The organism is Candidatus Baltobacteraceae bacterium (assembly GCA_036488875.1).
Classification (GTDB): domain Bacteria; phylum Vulcanimicrobiota; class Vulcanimicrobiia; order Vulcanimicrobiales; family Vulcanimicrobiaceae; genus JAFAHZ01.
The window spans coordinates 281,659-298,874 of sequence record DASXGW010000001.1 but is presented as its reverse complement, the minus strand read 5'-3'; the positions used below and the strand labels follow the sequence as shown (position 1 = coordinate 298,874).

Here is a 17,216-nt window from a genome sequence, read left to right as displayed (position 1 = left end):
GTCAATCGACGGAGACTTTGCCGCCCATGCGGCGCCATACGAACGAGCCGTAAGTCACGACCGCGATGCTGCCCAGAATGGTCACCACGAGCGCGCACGCGAGCGCCGCTGACGAGGGGGCTGCGTCAAAGATCGTCATGCCGCCGGTGCTGCCCGCGACTGCCGGCAGTAAAAACGGATAAATTGCCGTTGCGGCACTGGCCATCAACGCCCCGATAAACGCCGAGGACGCCGCAAACGCCCCGGGCGCGCTTGCGCGCCGGAGGGCGACCGCCAGTGCCGCGAGCGCGGCGACCGATAGCACGCCAAGCAGCGCGACGATGGGCGCACCCGGCGTACCGCGCACGCCGAACGTCGCTACGGTAACGGCAACGAACAAGGCCGCGACGATCCAAAAGAACTGCGACGACAGCCGGCGCGCGCGATCGCCCGGCGCGCCTTCGATCCGCATGGCCGCAAACGTCGCACCATGCAGTCCCAGCACGCCGAGCGCGAAGACGCCGACGAGCAGCGCGTACGGATTGAGCAGGTAGCCGAACGTGCCGCGGAAGTACCCGGCCGCGTCGAGCGGAAAGCCGCGCAACACGTTGCCGAGCGCAACGCCAAAGATGAAAATGAGCAATGCGCTGGCCACGGTAAACGCCGCGTCCCAAAACTCGCGCCAGATACGGGACGGAAAATGATGGCGCAGCTCGAGCGACATGCCGCGAAACATCAGCAGCCACAGCACGATGATAAACGGCAGATAGAACCCCGAAAACGATGAGGCGTAGGCGCGTGGGAACAAGGCAAACAGCGCCGCTCCGCCGGCAATCAGCCACACTTCGTTGCCGTTCCAGAACGGTCCGATACTGGCCATGGCCGCGCCGCGCTCGCGTTCGTCACGCCCGACCAACGGCGCAATTACCGCAACGCCCAAATCGAATCCGTCGAGCAGAACGTACGCCGTCAGCATGAACGCAATCACGCAGAAGCCGGCGGTACTCATGCTGGACCCTCGGCAATCTCGCGTAACACCAAATAGAGAAACAGAACGCCCAAAATGAAGTACATTCCGGCGAAGCCCACGAGCGTGAAGATCGTCTCGCCGGCGGCGACGTTGGGCGACCCCGCTTCGGCCGTGCGCATCACGCCGTAGACGATCCACGGCTGTCGTCCGACTTCGGTGACCGTCCAACCGGCTTCGTTTGCGATGTACGGAAACGGCATCAGCAGCATGAGAATCCACAACATCGGTCTGAAGGTAAACAGCCGTTTGCGCCAGAGCAGCAATACGGCCAGTCCCGTCGCCGCGACGAAGATCGTTCCGAGACCGACCATGACGTGATATGCGTAGTACGTCACTTCGACCGGCGGCCGCAGCTCTTCCGCGTAGGCGGTCAGCCCCTTAACGTTGGCCGTAAAGTTGCCGTACGCGAGAAAACTCAGCACGTTCGGCACGACCACCGGGTCGATGAGCTCTTGGCGCTTGACGTCGGGCATACCGATGATCGCCAACGGCGCACCGTTGGCGGTTTCAAAGAGACCTTCCATCGCGGCCAGCTTGATGGGCTGAAAATGGGTGACGTCGGCGCCGTTACGATCCCCGGTGGGAAACACCGCGATCAATGAAAACAGCAGACCCACGATCGCACCGTCGCGCACGAAGCGCCGGCCGAGCGGCGTTTCGCGCTCCGACAGCAGATAGTACGCGCCGATGCCGGAGACGATAAACCCGCCGGCAATCAGCGCGCCCGTTAGAACGTGCGCGTACTGCCAGCCCGCAAACGGCGATAGCAGGACGGCCCACGCATTGTCGAGTTCGAGCGTTCCATTCGCCGCAACGTGATAACCGACGGGATGCTGCATCCACGCGTCGGTGACCACGATGAAGAAACCCGACAGCCACGAGCCGATGCAGACCGCAACGGCCGACCAGGCGACGAATCGCGACGGCGTCGTGCGGGTGCGGGAGAGCAGCACGCCGAGAAAGACCGACTCGAGGAAGAAGGCGAACATGCCTTCCATCGCCAGCGGCTGCCCGACGATCGACCCGCTGCGCTGCGCGAATGCCGCCCAGTTCGTACCGAACTGAAACTCCATCGGAATACCGGTGACGACGCCGGCTGCGAAGTTGATCGTGAAGATTTTCGTCCAGAAGCGGGCGGCGCGCACGGCTTCCACGTCGCCCTCCGACGCTTGCCACGTATACCCCGCGACGAACGGCGCCAACCCCATCGTTCCGATGGGGAACAGGTAATGGAACATGATCGTAAAGGCGAACTGCAGCCGGTCCGCCAGGACGGGATCCACGTTCCGCTACGACGTGCCGTTGAGAATCTTGCGCGCCTCCGGGCTGTCTTGATATTCGATGGTGAGCACCGCCTTCATATGAGCGGCGGTTTGTTGCGCTTGCGAGTCGTCCATGCGCTGCGCGGTGGTGTAGGTCCAATAGAGCAGCATGGGCAAATCGCGATCGCGCGGATAGATTTTCTGCATGCCCTCGATCGAGTCGGCCACGCCGGCCGTTTCGGTACTTTCTCGATTTCCGTATTTATAGTCGAGCATGAAGTTGATGTGCTTGAGGCGATTTTCGATCTCCAGCACCGACATCGAGCGTTTGCCGAAGTACTCGTCGGCCGGCGCGAGCGTCGAAAGGTACACGTCGTGCGGAACGGCGGTGACGGTGGCGATGACGCGTAAGGGATCGACGGCTTTGACGCGCGCGACGAGCGTCGCACCGTTCTTGACGTCGTCGGCCGTGTAGCCGCGATCGGTCGAGGCGTTACCAGCCGCCGTAAGGAGCTCGTTGCCCCAGTTCGTCGGCAAATGCGCGACGGGAAAGGCCGGAAGCGCGGCGCGCTGCAGCGCGAGCGAGCGCCATGTGGGATCGTGCGTCAGCAGCCACGCCCGCCAATCGGCTTCCACCTGCAGCAACAGCGCGTCGACGTTGTTGGGATAGTTCTTCAAGGTTGCCGTTGCGTCGGTATCGGCATAGCGTGCGAGCTGTGCCGGATCGTCCTCGGCGTTGGCGCGCAGCAGTAAGGCTTGCGCCTGCGAAATCTCGTTGGGATCTTGCGAATGAGCGATGACGTACTGCGACGCCTCGCGCACCCACCACAGGGCCCCGTCGTGATTGGTGAGCGGATTGTAGTGAACGCCGCTTCCGATTTGCACCGTGAGATTGGCGAGTTCGCCATAGGCCGCCATGTCGGGATGCTGCAGCGAATATGCCCGCCCCGCGTTGAGAATCGTCGCGAAATAGATCTCCTGCGAGCGAAAGTCCCAACCGGCGGCGTCGCCCTTGGCGTAGGCGTCCTTCATTTGCTGATACAGCGCTTCGGGATCCGCTACAAACGCCGCCCTCGCCGCAATCGGTACGAGGCAGAGCAGCGCGAGCAAAAAGCTAGAGAACGCTCGAATCATCGAGTACCAAACGTAAGTTGTTGGTCAGAAGTGCGTTCTTGATCTCGCGAGCAATCCGGCGCCCGGTCGACATCGGCTCGGCATAGTTGAGATACGAATACGGCGACCCGTTGATGAACAGATTCGTTCCGGCCACGATACGCGCGGAGATTTCCATAATGTAGAACTGAATGTCGGGTGTAATGATCGTCTCGATGCAGAAGGCGCCGAACAATCCCTTCGGACCGCAAATCTCCTGGCTGACCTTCACCACGTCGTCGCCCATGCGCAATGCTTCGGCGAGCATCGACTCGCGCAGGGACACCGACGAGTTGCCGACGACCACGTACGAGGGGCTGATATCCATGCCTTCCTGCGCCGCTGCGGGAATACGGCCGAGCGAATCGACGTTGGTTTCGTAGCGCCGGTCCATCGACATGATCTCGAGCTTTTTCGAGAGCGGCGAGTAAAAGTAGTGGATGTAGAGCGGGACGCCGATGATGTATTCCTGGATCGTGTACGCTTCTTTGAGGTGCGCCGCGCGCGCCTCGAAGTCGTGCGCGTCGCGAATGAACATGTAGCCGCGGCCGCCCTGAGCGCCGTACAGCTTCACGATGACGGGCCGGTCGATCTCGTTGCCGCTCTTGAACTGACGCGGCAGCTTGAGTCCGGCGCGCGAGAGCCAGTCGCGCTGCAGCTCGCGGCTTGCTTCCCACTCAAGCACGGACTTGTTCCCGAAATACGGAATCTCCATCTTCTTGTGCTCTTCGAGCGACAAGTAGGCGACGAACGAGCCGTGCGGCACGATGATCACCTTGCGCCGCTGCAGTTCGTCGACGAGTCCCATGAACTCCGAGTACGAGTTGAGCGTGATGACTTCGTCGATGAATGCGAACGAGCGGTAGAGCCGTTCCGTGTCGCGGTTGGAGATTGCTAGGGTCTTGAAGCCTTCGTCGTGCGCCCCTTTAAGAATTTGCAGCGCGGAATGCGACCCTAGCGTCGCGATGGTGTACGGCCGGTCCATGCCGGTCCAGGGTACTCCGCTACGTTCCGTACCGCCTTTGCCGTAATGCAAAATCAGCGAGCGCGGTCCGTAAGTGGGTCTCGTCGAAGTCGGGCCAGTAGGTCGGCGTCGCCCAAAACTCGGCGTAAGCGGCTTGAAAGAGCAAGAAGTTCGACAAACGTAGCTCGCCGCCGGTACGGATGATGAGGTCGGGATCGGGCAAGTCGGCCGTGTAGAGCCGGCTCGCTACCGCCCGCTCGTCGATCGAGTCGGGTTCGCGCAGCCCGGCTCGCACTTCACGCGCCAGTTGACGCATGGCGTCGCCGATTTCGCGCCGTCCGCCATAGTCGATCGCGAGATTCAGCGTCATCTCAGCATTGACGCTGGTCGCCGAAACGAGCTGTTCGAGCGCGACAAGCGTCCGCGCGGGGAGGCGTTCGGTACGGCCGCACAAGCGCACCCGCACGCCTTCGCGCGCCAGCTTACGCAGTTCGCCGTACGCAGCGCGAAATGCGAGGCTCATGATTGCGTCGACCTCGCCGCTCGAGCGTTGAAAGTTCTCGTCCGAGAATGCAAAGGCGGTGAGCAGCGTTACGCCCGCGTCGCGGGCAGCGTGCACGGTTCGCCGCAAAGCGGTCAAGCCGTACCGGTGACCCAGTATGGCGGGCAACCCCCGCGCCCGGGCCCAGCGCCGGTTGCCGTCCATGATGATTGCAACGTGCCGCGGGGTCACGTCGTCGCTAACTTCCCGTGAGCGGCGCTTTTCGAGCGCTGTTGAACGTCACGCACGACCGATTCGAGTTCGTCGACGTAAGCGAGAAAGCGCTGACGCCCCTTCTTGGTGATGCGATAGAGTGTCGACGGGCGGCCGTTTCCACGCTGCTTCTCGGCCTTGACGACGCCGTCTTCGGCCAACGCGTGCAAGTGACGATTGAGATTGCCGTCGGTAAGGTCGCACGCCGCCTGCAGCTCCGCGAACGTCAGTCCGTCGGGCTGCGCGACTAACGACGTGCAGATCGCCAGGCGTCCGCGCTCGTGAAAGATCCGCTCGAGACCGGGATAGGAAAAAGGTGCGTCGTCGTTAGGCATCCTGAAGGCTCCGTTCGCGGGCAAGAAGGTAACCGATGGCGAGTTGTCCGGCGCCAAATCCGAGCGGCATCACCCACCACCGCAGCGCGATGCCCTCCAACGGCGTTGCGAGAAACGCGACGGCGAGCAGGGCGAAGGCAACCATGACCGGCAGCGCGCCGGCCGGGATGTTTCCGCGCGACGCAAACAAGCCGACGGCGTAAAAAGCGAACCACGTACCCGGAACGAGCGTGTAGTCGCCGTGCGCCCACAGCGCCGCCGTCAGCGCCCCGCCGAGCAGCACGCTCGGCGCGATCGAAAGCGCCGCCGTGCGAAACTGGCTCTGCGCGCTCGGCCGGTGATTTTTCAGCAGCCAAAGTGCGACTGCGCCGTAGTTCAAGAGGAGCGCGACACCCAAGCACGTCATCCAGATCGCGAAATACGCGGAAAATCCAGCCGGCGTCGCGGGATGCGGAACGCGTGCGAGCTGTACGCCGCCCGCGATGAAGGCGACAATCCCGCTGGCAACCGACGCCGGCCCCGAGTAGCCCTCGAACCGCTCCGCTCGCGCGAGCCGTTCGCGGACTTCGGCCAGATCGGAAAGCGCCCGCTCGATTTCCATCACCATGGCTCTCCTCGCTTGACTTTGCAGTACAAAGTCGCTTATCTTTGTACCACAAAGTTATTGCTCGATCAAGAGCCGGAGGACCTGCAATGGCTGCGATGTGGAAGCTGCTCAAACGCCCCGAAGGCTTTCTTCCTCTCTTGATCTCGGCGGGTTTTCTCGCGGCTCTCCTGACGAGCTTGGCGCAAGGCACGCTCGCTCGCGAGTCCGACGAGGGGACCGCGGCGCACGTGTTTCAGATTCTGATGCCGCTCCAGCTCGCGATCGTGCTGTTCTTCGCCATACGGTGGCTGCCGGGCAAGACGAAGGCCGCGCTCCAAGTCTTGGCTCTGCAGTGCGGCGCCGCGATTGCGGTTCTCGCAATCGTCTACGTAAAGCAGCTCTAGAAGCTGCATGTACAGAATTCGGCCGCGGGAATGGGTTGCGTTCGCCGCCTTTGCGTTGTTCGCGGTGTACGCCGCGGCAGAGCCGATTCTCGGAGCAAACGACTGCATATCGCTCCTCGAGATCCTGTTGCTTCTTCCGTACTACGGGCTGCTCTATTTCGGTACGCTGCCGGCACTGGTCTGGATCGCTATTCGGCGTGTCGCGCTATCCCGGCGGTTAACGTTCGAGGGTCGCCGTAACCTCGACCTCACCATTGGATTTCTTGGCGTTCTGCTGCTTCTGGAAATTCTCGCCGCCTACGAGTCACCTGTCGTCACCCTCGCGAGCCGGTGCCTCGACTTCGTTCCGTTGTTCGTTCTTTTGATCTGGTGGCAGGTTAGGATTTGGCCTTATGCGCGAGCTCTGCGAGATGCGCACTCGTGACCGCATCGTGCGACGCGTGCGACACCGATGAAGCATCGCGCGCGATCCGCGCGAGTGCCGCGCGTGCCAACGCCGTCGCATCCGGCGGCGTTCCCTCGGGTGGATTGGACACGAGCTTCTGCAGCGCGTCGACGTACTCGATCTGCAAATTCCGCGAGATCAGCGGAATCGTGCGGTCGCGCAGATTGTTGAAAATGCCGTCGTGCAGCCAATCGAAGAGATCGGCCATCGTCATCGTCGGTCCGGTCGACACGAGCGGATTGTCGTCGATGCGCTGAAGAACGAGCGGTTGGAACAGATAGCCGATCGCCCCCATCTGCGCGCGGTTGATCGTTTCGACCAGCGGATAATCGTGGCGTTCGGGCGGGTTGTACGCCCATAGCGGCAGATTGCCGTAGCCTTCCCAACTCGTGTATCCGTATCCGGCCCACTCCGAGTAGGGAAGCCGGTTCAGCAGCGCCGGCGGAATGTCCAGCGCGCTTGGATTGAAGAGCGCGGCATCGAGCACGCCCATCGCTTTGCGTTGCGTTCCTAGCGGCACCGGAACGATCGGCGCCTGGGCGTAGGGATCGCCGGCGTGCGCCCGCGACAGATATTGTCCGCCCAAATAGTGCGCGGGTACGCCCGCACAGCGCAAGTAGCGTCCCAGCATCGCACTGAAAAAGCCGCGCTCTTCTTCGAACGCGTTGCCGTCCTGCGGCCAGTACGTATTAAGCGCCGCGATTTGCGTGCGATACATTTGCATCTGCACGTTGCACCACGCCATCGGATCGTTGGTGAGCATCCCCTGCTCGACGCGCGGATCGGCCGCGTGCCCGGTCGCGTAGTCGACGTCTTCGTCGGATGCGTAACGCGTCCACGGGTTCGACCAGCCCTGCGCCCACGTGCGCAACCTCGGCACTTCCTGCTCGGGCGTTTGCGCGCCGGGAACGCTCGCGTAGCCCCAGTGGATCGCATAGTAGTCGTACGGGCCGACCGTCGTTTGCGAGTATTCGCCTTGCTTGTAGGGCTGCGGCCAGAGATTGAGCGGCGCGTACTCCATCGCGCTCGACGTAATGCCGTGCGCCTGGGTGAACGCCATGCTCTGGAGCTGCTCTGCCGAGTACGCCTCGTGCCCGATGAAGTTGTGCTGCATGCCGAGATTATGGCCGGCTTCGTGCAGGATGGTGGCAAAGATCGAGTCGTGCAAAAACTTCGGCGGCATCGGATCGGTCGTGCGCCCGTTGCGAACCGGATCGACCATATATTTCCACGTGAGACGCGGGTTCATGCCAACAACCGAAGAGACGAGGATGCCGGTGCGAAGCTCTTCGCCGGTCATCGGATTGAACAGGGTTTGCGAGTCCGCACCGAAGCTCGGCCGCGTTTCGTCGAGCCAGCGAACCACGCTGTAGCGGAAATCGTCCGGGTCCCAGTTCGGGTCGCTGGGCTGTTCGCGGACTTCCACGCCGTAGCGAGTGCCGGCGCGCCGCAGCGCCATATTCCACTCCAGCAGCGCGTCGCGAATGGCGGCGTGATACTCCGGCGGGATGCTGTTCGACAGATAATACACCATTGGGTGGTGCGCGAAATCCCAGCGAATGATGTAGGGCAGCAACCGCGTTTCGCGCGTGTCGGTCGAAAAATCGACGTAGATGTCGTCGTACAATCCGATCCGGTCGTCCATCAGGCGCTTGCGATAGTCGTCCTGCGGGATCTGCACGAAGTTGTAAACGACGCGAATCTGCAGGCGGCGCGCGTCGGGCGCGGCATCGTACTTGTGGCTCTCGTCGGTACTCCACGTCTGCGAAACCGTGAAGACATCGTTCTCGGGAAACGCCTTGACCGAATCGAAGTACGAGGTGGACGGATCGAGATGGTAACTCTTGCCGATCGAGCGCCCGGCCAGGATGTTTCGCACGTCGAGATTATCTTCGAGCAGCGACTTGAGATCGAAGACGACGTGGCCGTTGGCCGTATTCTCGGCCGCGATTTTTCCGAAGCCGACCACCGAGTCGGGGAAACTGCCGGCAACGCCGGCGGCCGCGGCAGCGTTCGACCCGGTGTACGCATACCAGTTGCGCCAGATCATGACAATGTTGTCGCCGCGCCGCTCGAACCGCAGCACCTGGGTCGGCAGATAATCCGTATCGCCCCACCACAGCGGGGCGTCACCGATGCCGTTGCCGGGCACGATCGTTTCGAGGAAGTCGGCGTCGAGCTGATTGGGCGCCACCTCCAAATACGTCTCGCCGTCTTTTTGCCAAATGGGAAACAGCCCGGCGCGCTGGTGCGCGGAAGCGGTAAACGCCGCGTAGTCGCTCGGAGCCGAGGTATTCCCGGTTGCGCCGAGCCAGAAGAGAGCGGACGCCGCAACGGCGGCTGCGACAAAAGCGCGCTTCATATGAGCTTAGTAAATTGCCCTTTCGATTGCCGGATTGCAGAGCAGCGATTCGACCGCCGCGTCGAGCACCGCACGCGACGCGTGCGAATCGCCGCTGAAGAGCCGCCAGCCAACGTAGCGCCGGGCCGGCATTCCCGCAACGGTTGTCTCGCCGCCCACCGTCTCGATCCACACTTCGCCCGGCCTCGGCTTGAGGCTGGTCAATAGGCTGATGCGATGCTTGTTCGGGTTGAAAACGGATTCGTCGCGCTCGATATGGGCGCGCAATTGGACCGGATCCTGCTCGTTATCGAAACGCAGGATATCGTTGCGCTCGACGCGCGCCACGTCGATGCCGAGCCGGCGCAAGGTCACCATCGCGGTGTACGCGCTGTTGTCGGGAATCTTCAATCCAATGGCAATGACTTGCTCGCTCAACCGTTGACCGCTTTCACGAAACTCTTGAAGAGCATCGCGCCGCCCGACGGCGCGAGCACGTCTTTGCCCTCGCGGCGATCGAGGTGATTGAAGTTCCACGCGTCGCGTTCGGGATGCGGCATGATCGCCAGCACGTTGCCCGCGCGATTGATCAACCCGCCGCAGTTGAGCGCCGAGCCGTTCGGGGATGCCGACTGCGAAGCCGTACCGTCGGCAAACGCATAGACGAACGCCAGGTGACTGCCGTCAACGATTTCTTGCAAGTGCTCGGGCGTCGCAGCGAGCCGGCCTTCACCGTTGGCCTGCCACGCCGGCACGAGCGCGTCTTTAGGCAGCGACGCCGTAATCGCGCTGCGCGACGGATCGATCGCGATCTTTAAATACACGTGACGACACACGAAATGCGGTTCGGGCGCGTTGCGCGTAAACGCGGCGGTGGGACGGCGTATCGCCCCGGTACCGGGAACCAGACCCGCTTCGAGTACGATCTGCGCGCCGTTGCAGACGCCGAACACGAGTTTACCGTTCTGCGCGCCCTCGATGACGAAATCCATGATCCGGTCGTGCGCGGCAATCGCGCCGGCGCGAATGCGATCCTCGTACGCGAATCCGCCGGAGAGGACGTAGGCGTCGTACCGCCCCAACGTCTCAGCCGCAGACCAGTGGACGAGCTCGGCGTCGCCGCCGCAGTCGCGCAGCAGCGCCACCGTTTCGTTTTCGGAGTTCGTTCCGGGGAAAATCGGAACCGCGATCTTCCCGCTCATCTTACGGATACACCTCAGCCAGCGGCGCCGACCAAACCCGGTACAAATCCTCGACGTGCAGCGACTCGCCGTTGATGACGAAATGCGCGGCCTTCGACACCGTTCCGACGCGGCGAACCGTAGCGGCGCCGGCGAGCCGCAGGAAGAGTTCCTGGTCGTCGACTTCAACGACGAAACCGGGCGTTTCGTCGAAATAGGCTTCTCCGTCGACCTCCGCACCGAGGGAACGGCCCGCGCCGCGCGCGGCAAAGAGCGCCCGCGCGATCGCCGCCAGCGTTCCGCCCGCCCCAACCGGCGTGCAGGATCGAACGACACCCTCGCGCATTGCGGCGCGAAGGAACTCGAGGTCGACGCGCAGTTGCGGATACTCCAACATCGGCACGTTGTCGTCATCGTTGCCAAGCAGCTCGGCGAACACCGTTCCGCCAAATCCGGGGCTGACGTTGCCGACAACGAAGAGCGCGTTTCCGGCTTGCTTGACTCCGGGGGTAATCGTCTTTGCCAGATCGTCGAGCGCGCCGACGCACGCGACGATCGCTGACGCGGCGACCGCCATGCCGGCGGTCGACTCGTTATACAGACTCACGTTTCCCGACACGAACGCCAGGCCGAGCTCGCGTGCGGCAGCGCCCAAGCCATCGATAGCTGCGACGAACTCGCTATACTGCTCGATCTTGCGGGGATTGCCGAAGTTCAAGCAATCCGTCAAGCCGATCGGCCGCGCGCCGGTCGCGTAGACCTTGCACGCCGCTTCGACGACCGCGAGCTCCGCCGCGCGCTGCGGATTGAGCCGTCCGTAGCGCGGATTTCCGGCGACGGACAGCGCGACGCCGAGCTTGCCGCCGCGCACGGCAGCAAACACACCGGCCTCGCCGGCGCCGCGCGGAATCACCGTCAAGCCGCGCACGACCGCGTCGTAACGGCGATAGAGCGGTTCTCGGGAGCAAACCGCCTGGTGTGCCAGCACGCGTGGCAGCAGATCCACGATCTCGTCGGTCGCAAGCTGCGGATAGACGATGTCCTCGTCGCGCAGCACCGCCGGCTGCAACTCCGTAAACGGCAGCTCGTCGCGAATCGAGCCGGTAAGAAAATCGATGTCGACGTCCATCACAACGTGTCCGCGATGACGAAGCACGTATTTCTTTTCGCGCGTCACGCGGCCGACGATCGTTGCGCGCGCGTTGTAGGCGATCTGCGGCAACGTGTATTGGTCGTTATAGATGCGCAGGATCTCGGGCGTCACGTGCGGCGGCAACACCCAGAGCAGGCGTTCCTGCGTTTCGCCGACGGCGATCACTTCCGGCGGCATGTTCTCGATCGCGACGTTGACCTCGTCGAGATTGATGTCGGCGCCGAATCCGCCGCTGGAAACGATCTCGGCCGAACAGCCCATCACGCCACCCGCGCCAAGATCCTTAAAGCCGGCTTCGATGTTATGATCGCGTAAATAGGCGAAGGCGCGATAGCTCGCGCGCATCAAAACGTTTTTCAAAAACGGATCGGGAACTTGAACCGCGCCTTTGTTCGCTTCTTCGTCTTCGGTGTCGAGGGTGAGCGACGAGAACGAGGCCCCGCCGAAGCCGCTGGCGTCGGTGGCCTTGCCGACGAGCACGATGTCCCATCCCTCGGCATCCTTCGGCGCAAACGAGTGAACGATCTCGGATTCTTTGACGATGCCGAGCGCGACGACGTTGACGAGGCAATTGTCGTCAAAGCTTTCGTCGAAATATACGTCGCCCGCGAGGTTCGGCACGCCGATCGCGTTGCCGTACGCGGCGATGCCGTCGACGACGCCGACCGCGACCGAACGCTGATGCGAGTCGGGGTCGTCGATTCGTCCGAAGCGCAGCGGATCGGCGACCGCGACGACTTCGGCGCCCATGCACAGCACGTCGCGCACGATCCCGCCGATACCGGTCGCCGCACCCTCGAAGGGCACGACCTGCGAAGGATGGTTGTGCGACTCGTGCGCGATCACGACGCCGTATCGCTCGCCGTCGTGCTCGCCGAGATAGAGAATTCCGGAATCTTCGGCCGGTCCCAATATCACGTCCGGGCCGCTCGTCGGAAGCTTCTTGAGGTGATGGCGGCTCGACTTATAGCTGCAATGCTCGCTCCACTGTGCGTCGAACGCGTGCAGCTCCGCGGCGGTCGGCTCCCGGCCTAGGCGTTGCGCGATGCGCTCGAGTTCGTCTTTACGCAGCGCGACGTTGACGGGCGCCTGATTAACCAAGAACGGCGCCCTGCATTAAATGCTGAGGCTGCTGTAAAGCCGCGTCGGCATGGACCACGCTCGAACGCGCGTTGGCTTGCATCAGCAGCGTCCGCCCGTAGAGCACCGTATCCTCGAGCCCGAAGAGCTTCGCGCACTGCATCGTGAGCTGATTGGTCGCGGCCCTTCCATCGAGCACCGGCGATGACGAGGCTGCGTCGAGCATCGTCCGCAGCAGATCGTTCTCGCCGACGCTGACGAAAATCAGCCGCGCGAACGTCGCTTCGAGCTGCCCGATGAGCTGCAGCACGTAGCCTGGGGTCGTTGCCGGACTCGCGACGTGGCGCACCGTCGGCAGTCCCAGTTGTCCGATGGCTTGCACCACCTCGTTGACCCGCTCGACTTGCGAAGTGGAATCCGCCAGCACCGCGACCATTCCGGGACGCATCACCGGAAACGTACCGACCAGATCGGCAACCTTTTCGTAGGCGCGCTTGACGTCGGCCAGCGCGGCATCGTCGACGCTCTGCAGATTGCGATAGATCTGCTTGTCGAGCATCAGATCCTCGCGCCCCTGCGGCCAGATTCGCCACGAGTCGTTGTCGATGACGTCGGCGATAACGAGCTGCCCCTGATTCTCGCCGCCGGCCAAACGGCCGAACTCGATCTTCAAATCGACCAGCAGCGTGTCGCGGCGGCGCCACGCGTGCGTGAGGATGTCGAACGTCAAACGGGCCATCTCGGTCATCGCGGCCACTTCGTGCGGCTGCGCGATGCCGCGCGAGATGATTTCGTCGGGCGAGATCATCGGATCGTGGTTAGCGTCGTCTTTGAGAAAGAACTCGGTAAGCCGCGGAACCAGCAGCATGCCGCGCTGCACGTTGGGATTGCGCTTGACGAACGAGCCGGCGGCCACACCCCGCGTCACGACTTCCAGCGGGATCATGTTGCAGCGGCGCACGACCATCTCGTTCTGATCGTCGTCCTCACCGCCGTTGAGATAGTGCGTCGGCAGCCCGCAGAGATTGAGCAAACGGAAGACGCGCGCCGTGGTCTGCGCGGCGAGGCGCCCTTTACCGGCGATCTCGTTGCGGCGCGCCCCGTCGCCGGCCGAAATATTATCGGTCTGCGCGACGACGAGCTGATCCGGTTGACCGGCGTGCTCGTAGAGCACTTTGGTCTTGCCGCGCGCGATTTCTAAACCCTTATTCATTTTTGAAGGCGCTCCGGCCCGGCCTCCGCGCCCCCCACTTCGTGGGGCCCCCATACCATGGGGCGCATAAACGTATCGTCCGGCGGTGATTCCCCTAGGGCGCCCCAAACGATCGTTACCTCTTTAGCTGACATGTAGCGGGACCTCGTCTTGCTTTGGAAAGGGTTGCATGTTCTCGATGTTGTCCGCCAGCAATAGCGCGCGCTGCGGGGCGGTACCGACGTGCTTGCCGGGATCGAGCAACCGGCGAATTTCGGCGGGATCGACGCGCGACGTGAGATCGCGATCTTCCACCAGGAGCTGCGAAAGCGGGTTGTCCTCGCCGCGCGCCAGCGACTCCCACGCCTGCATCGAGGCGGAGCGAATCGTTTCGTGCACCTGCTGGCGGTCGCCGCCCGAGCGCACGGCTTCCATCATCACGGCTTCGGTGCCGGCGAACGGACCGTACGTGCGCAGGTTGTGCGCGATGCGCCGCTCGTTGACCTTCAGTCCGCCGATCACGCGCTTCGCCAGCGAAACGAGCTCGTCGGCGCACAGCATCGCTTCGGGAAGAATCGTGCGGCGGTTGGCGCTGTCGTCGAGCGTGCGCTCCAAATAGTTCGTGGCCGCGTTCTGCCACGCCACGTCGCTGTAGCCGGCAAGCAGCCGCGCGAGCGAGTCGATGCGTTCGCACAGAATCGGATTGCGCTTGAACGGCATAGCCGAGCTGCCGACCTGGGCTTTGCCGAACGGCTCGGCCACTTCGCCGAACTCGGGCGAGCTGAGAATGCGCACGTCGGCTGCGAATTTCGAGAGCGACGCGCCCAGCCCGGCCAGCGCCGTCAGCAGTAAGTAGTCGAGCTTGCGAGGATACGTTTGCGTGCTGATCTCACGAGCTTCCAGCCCAAATTTTCCTAAGACGTAACGCTCGATCTCGGACGACTTGCCCGAACCGTCGAGTAGATGCTCGTACGAGGCTGCCGTGCCGACCGCGCCGCGCAGGCCCTTGGTCGTCAGATTCTCAAACGCGAAGCGCAGCGCTGCGTCGTCGATCGTCAGATCCTGCGCGTAGACGGCAAGCCGGTAGCCCAAGGTCGTCGGTTCGGCCGGCTGTAAGTGCGTGAACGCCATGCACGTGAGATGGGCGTACTCGCGAATTTTTTCGGCGAACGCGCGCAGCAGGTCCTGGAGCGAAGCGCCGATCCACGAAAGCGCCAAGCGAAGCCGGTAGGTCTCGACCGTGTCTTCGACGTCCATCGACGTCGCGCCGAGATGCAGCTTCGCACCGCCGGTCTTGGCCTGCGACGCGAACACGCGGATTTCGGCCATTAAATCGTGATGGATCTCGCGCTCGATCGCGAGCGCGGCATCGATATCGATGTGACCGGCGTGCGCGCGCAGATCGGCGACTTCGGCCTCGGTGACGAGTCCTTCGGCCGCCTGCGCCTCGGCCAACGCCACCCAAACGCAGCGCCACAGCCGGCGGCGCGTCTGCTCGGAAAAGAGCGAACGAAGCTCGGCGCGACCGTATCTCCAGGAGAACGGTGAGGCGTACGTGGCGGAATCCATTGGACGGAATCGCCTTCCCCCTCGTGTCACCCTGAGCCTGTCGAAGGGCAGGCGCCACCCCAGAGCGAGAAGAGTAGACTATGAAGTACATCGCGATTGCCTGTGCGGCGCTCTTCCTTTTAGCTGGCTGCAGCCGGTCGGCGATCGGGGGCGGCGGCCGGCATAACGGCACGCAGCCCGGCGTGCTTCGCGTCGCGGTGGTGACGGAGCCCAAGAGCCTCAACCCGCTCCTTGCCACCGATACGACCGACGGCTTCATCGACCGGCTGATGTTCGAGCCGCTCGTTTCGGCCGATCCCAAAGGCGACCCGGTGCCCATGCTCGCGTCGGTCGTCCCCTCCCTGACCAACGGCGGCATCAGCAAGGACGGCCTCACGATTACTTATCACCTGCGCAGAGACGCCAAGTGGAGCGACGGAACGCCGGTCACGTCCCAAGACGTGAAGTTCTCGTGGCAAGCGATCGTCAATCCGAACGACAACGTCATCTCGCGCCACGGCTACGACAACGTGCGATCGATCGACACGCCCGACGCCGACACGGCGGTCGTGCACCTCAAAGAGCGCTTCGCGCCGTTCGTCAACACGTTTTTTGCCGAGAGCGATCAACCGTACAATCTCGTGCCCGCGCACGTGCTCTCGAAATACCCAAACATCAACCAGCTTCCGTTCAACAACGAACCGTCGGTCAACGACGGCCCCTTCAAGTTTGCCTCGTGGGCCCACGGCGATCGCATCGTGATGGACAACAATCCGAACTTTTTCAAAGGCAAGCCGGGTCTCAACCGGGTCATCGTCCAGTTCGTGCCCGACGAAAATACCGCGATTAACTTGCTGCGGACGCACGCGATCGACTACATCTTCCAAGCGTCGATCAACACGTACCCCGCGCTCAAGAACGTGCCCAACGTGCGGTTAGTCTTCGTCGACATGAACGCTTTCGAGGCCCTCGAGTTCAACGTGCAGCATCCGGGGATTTCCGATCCGCTCGTGCGCCGCGCGATCGCGTACGCGCTCGATAAGTCCAGTCTCGTCTCGCGCTTGACGTACAACCAAGACAAGATCGCCACCGGCGACCTTCCGGATTGGATGTGGGCGTTCGATCCTACGGTGAAGTCGTATCCGCACGACGTCGCGACGGCACGGCAACTCCTCGCTCAGGCGGGTTGGCGTCCGGGACCTGACGGCATCGCACGCCGCGACGACAAACCGCTGTCGCTGCTGCTCTCCACCGACAACGCCAACGCCACCCATCGCGAAGAAAGCCTCTTGGTGCAGGAGGCGCTCAAGCGCATCGGTATCGACGTCGAGATCAAGTACTATCCGCAGGATCTGCTCTACGCAACCCAAGCCATGGGCGGCATCCTGCAAAGCGGCAAGTTCGACCTCACGCTCGCCCCGTGGTACGCCGGTATCGATCCCGACGACTCATCGCAGTTCATCTGTGCCATGCTGCCGCCCAATGGTTACAACACGGCGCGCTACTGCAATCGCGATATGGAGTCGGCGCAGCGCGACGCCCTCACGCACTACGACATCGGTCCGCGCAAGAAAGCGTACTCGCGGATCGAGCATTTACTCGTGCGCGACAACCCGTACATCTTCTTCTGGTGGCAGCGACAAATGGAGGCGATTAGCGTCGATTTCAAAGGCTTCTCGCCGAATCCGACGGTCGAATCCTGGAACGCCTGGCAATGGAGCATCTAGCTCCGCTCCTGTCATCCTGAGCGTAGCGCCCGAAGGGCGCGAAGTCGAAGGGCAGGCGCATCTAACGCATCGCGGCTGTAGTT

Annotated in this window: 16 protein-coding genes; 3 read left to right on the top strand and 13 right to left on the bottom strand. The window is 62.9% G+C overall.

The features are described from left to right. Window position 1: 1 nt before the first annotated feature. Genes cydB through VGG89_01250 form a run of 7 tightly spaced genes read right to left on the bottom strand, consistent with a single transcriptional unit; the run spans window position 2 to window position 6,077 of the window. Window positions 2–988 (bottom strand): cytochrome d ubiquinol oxidase subunit II, encoded by a 987-nt coding sequence (gene cydB / locus VGG89_01280; protein HEY1975161.1) that lies wholly within the window; start codon window positions 986–988, stop codon window positions 2–4. Beyond that, complete coding sequence (locus VGG89_01275) at window positions 985–2,292, bottom strand: cytochrome ubiquinol oxidase subunit I (GenBank protein HEY1975160.1); 1,308 nt, start codon at window positions 2,290–2,292, stop codon at window positions 985–987. The genes cydB and VGG89_01275 overlap by 4 nt, the downstream gene beginning before the upstream one ends. 6 nt (window positions 2,293–2,298) lie before the next feature. Next, complete coding sequence (locus VGG89_01270) at window positions 2,299–3,405, bottom strand: hypothetical protein (GenBank protein ID HEY1975159.1); 1,107 nt, start codon at window positions 3,403–3,405, stop codon at window positions 2,299–2,301. Then, complete coding sequence (locus tag VGG89_01265; protein HEY1975158.1) at window positions 3,386–4,408, bottom strand: formate--phosphoribosylaminoimidazolecarboxamide ligase; 1,023 nt, start codon at window positions 4,406–4,408, stop codon at window positions 3,386–3,388. Before VGG89_01265 ends, VGG89_01270 begins: the two co-directional genes overlap by 20 nt. A 19-nt stretch (window positions 4,409–4,427) precedes the next feature. Continuing rightward, window positions 4,428–5,120 (bottom strand): polyprenyl diphosphate synthase, encoded by a 693-nt coding sequence (gene uppS, locus VGG89_01260; protein ID HEY1975157.1) that lies wholly within the window; start codon window positions 5,118–5,120, stop codon window positions 4,428–4,430. Continuing rightward, window positions 5,117–5,476 (bottom strand): transcriptional regulator, encoded by a 360-nt coding sequence (locus tag VGG89_01255; protein HEY1975156.1) that lies wholly within the window; start codon window positions 5,474–5,476, stop codon window positions 5,117–5,119. The genes uppS and VGG89_01255 overlap by 4 nt, the downstream gene beginning before the upstream one ends. Then, complete coding sequence (locus VGG89_01250; protein HEY1975155.1) at window positions 5,469–6,077, bottom strand: hypothetical protein; 609 nt, start codon at window positions 6,075–6,077, stop codon at window positions 5,469–5,471. Before VGG89_01250 ends, VGG89_01255 begins: the two co-directional genes overlap by 8 nt. A gap of 92 nt (window positions 6,078–6,169) precedes the next feature. On the opposite strand from VGG89_01250, the gene VGG89_01245 reads away from it, so the two are divergent. Further along, window positions 6,170–6,466, top strand: a complete 297-nt coding sequence (locus VGG89_01245) for a hypothetical protein (GenBank protein HEY1975154.1) — start codon at window positions 6,170–6,172, stop codon at window positions 6,464–6,466. Between the two features lie 7 nt (window positions 6,467–6,473). Beyond that, on the top strand, window positions 6,474–6,890 hold the full coding sequence (locus VGG89_01240) for a hypothetical protein (protein HEY1975153.1): 417 nt from the start codon (window positions 6,474–6,476) through the stop codon (window positions 6,888–6,890). On the opposite strand, the gene VGG89_01235 is transcribed toward VGG89_01240, so the two are convergent. The 6 genes from VGG89_01235 to purB all read right to left on the bottom strand — a co-directional run bounded on the left by VGG89_01235 (window position 6,844) and on the right by purB (window position 15,427). Further along, a complete protein-coding gene (locus tag VGG89_01235) occupies window positions 6,844–9,273 on the bottom strand; it encodes a zinc-dependent metalloprotease (GenBank protein ID HEY1975152.1) in 2,430 nt (809 codons plus the stop codon). The two genes, VGG89_01240 and VGG89_01235, sit on opposite strands and share 47 nt — an antisense overlap. 6 nt (window positions 9,274–9,279) lie before the next feature. Beyond that, entirely contained in the window at window positions 9,280–9,690 is a 411-nt protein-coding gene (locus VGG89_01230; protein HEY1975151.1) for a hypothetical protein, read from the bottom strand. Continuing rightward, the gene (gene purQ, locus VGG89_01225) at window positions 9,687–10,454 is read right to left on the bottom strand and encodes a phosphoribosylformylglycinamidine synthase I (protein ID HEY1975150.1); all 768 of its coding nucleotides are present in this window, start codon (window positions 10,452–10,454) and stop codon (window positions 9,687–9,689) included. Before purQ ends, VGG89_01230 begins: the two co-directional genes overlap by 4 nt. A gap of 1 nt (window position 10,455) precedes the next feature. Beyond that, the gene (gene purL / locus VGG89_01220; protein HEY1975149.1) at window positions 10,456–12,687 is read right to left on the bottom strand and encodes a phosphoribosylformylglycinamidine synthase subunit PurL; all 2,232 of its coding nucleotides are present in this window, start codon (window positions 12,685–12,687) and stop codon (window positions 10,456–10,458) included. Continuing rightward, window positions 12,680–13,879 carry a phosphoribosylaminoimidazolesuccinocarboxamide synthase gene (locus VGG89_01215; GenBank protein HEY1975148.1) on the bottom strand — a complete coding sequence of 400 codons (1,200 nt, stop codon included), beginning with the start codon at window positions 13,877–13,879 and terminating at the stop codon, window positions 12,680–12,682. The genes purL and VGG89_01215 overlap by 8 nt, the downstream gene beginning before the upstream one ends. A gap of 123 nt (window positions 13,880–14,002) precedes the next feature. Beyond that, entirely contained in the window at window positions 14,003–15,427 is a 1,425-nt protein-coding gene (gene purB / locus VGG89_01210; protein ID HEY1975147.1) for an adenylosuccinate lyase, read from the bottom strand. 80 nt (window positions 15,428–15,507) lie between these two features. Between purB and VGG89_01205 the strand changes: the two genes are divergently transcribed. Next, on the top strand, window positions 15,508–17,133 hold the full coding sequence (locus VGG89_01205; protein HEY1975146.1) for a peptide ABC transporter substrate-binding protein: 1,626 nt from the start codon (window positions 15,508–15,510) through the stop codon (window positions 17,131–17,133). The last annotated feature ends 83 nt before the right edge of the window (window positions 17,134–17,216 follow it).

What these genes read in the sequence shown, in the direction of transcription:
- purB (HEY1975147.1), bottom strand. Translation starts at nt 15,427, where the DNA reads ATGGATTCCGCCACGTACGCCTCACCGTTCTCCTGGAGATACGGTCGC.
- VGG89_01255 (HEY1975156.1), bottom strand. Translation starts at nt 5,476, where the DNA reads ATGCCTAACGACGACGCACCTTTTTCCTATCCCGGTCTCGAGCGGATC.
- VGG89_01270 (HEY1975159.1), bottom strand. Translation starts at nt 3,405, where the DNA reads ATGATTCGAGCGTTCTCTAGCTTTTTGCTCGCGCTGCTCTGCCTCGTA.
- VGG89_01240 (HEY1975153.1), top strand. Translation starts at nt 6,474, where the DNA reads ATGTACAGAATTCGGCCGCGGGAATGGGTTGCGTTCGCCGCCTTTGCG.
- VGG89_01250 (HEY1975155.1), bottom strand. Translation starts at nt 6,077, where the DNA reads ATGGAAATCGAGCGGGCGCTTTCCGATCTGGCCGAAGTCCGCGAACGG.
- VGG89_01265 (HEY1975158.1), bottom strand. Translation starts at nt 4,408, where the DNA reads ATGGACCGGCCGTACACCATCGCGACGCTAGGGTCGCATTCCGCGCTG.
- purQ (HEY1975150.1), bottom strand. Translation starts at nt 10,454, where the DNA reads ATGAGCGGGAAGATCGCGGTTCCGATTTTCCCCGGAACGAACTCCGAA.
- cydB (HEY1975161.1), bottom strand. Translation starts at nt 988, where the DNA reads ATGAGTACCGCCGGCTTCTGCGTGATTGCGTTCATGCTGACGGCGTAC.
- VGG89_01235 (HEY1975152.1), bottom strand. Translation starts at nt 9,273, where the DNA reads ATGAAGCGCGCTTTTGTCGCAGCCGCCGTTGCGGCGTCCGCTCTCTTC.
- VGG89_01215 (HEY1975148.1), bottom strand. Translation starts at nt 13,879, where the DNA reads ATGAATAAGGGTTTAGAAATCGCGCGCGGCAAGACCAAAGTGCTCTAC.
- VGG89_01205 (HEY1975146.1), top strand. Translation starts at nt 15,508, where the DNA reads ATGAAGTACATCGCGATTGCCTGTGCGGCGCTCTTCCTTTTAGCTGGC.
- VGG89_01245 (HEY1975154.1), top strand. Translation starts at nt 6,170, where the DNA reads ATGGCTGCGATGTGGAAGCTGCTCAAACGCCCCGAAGGCTTTCTTCCT.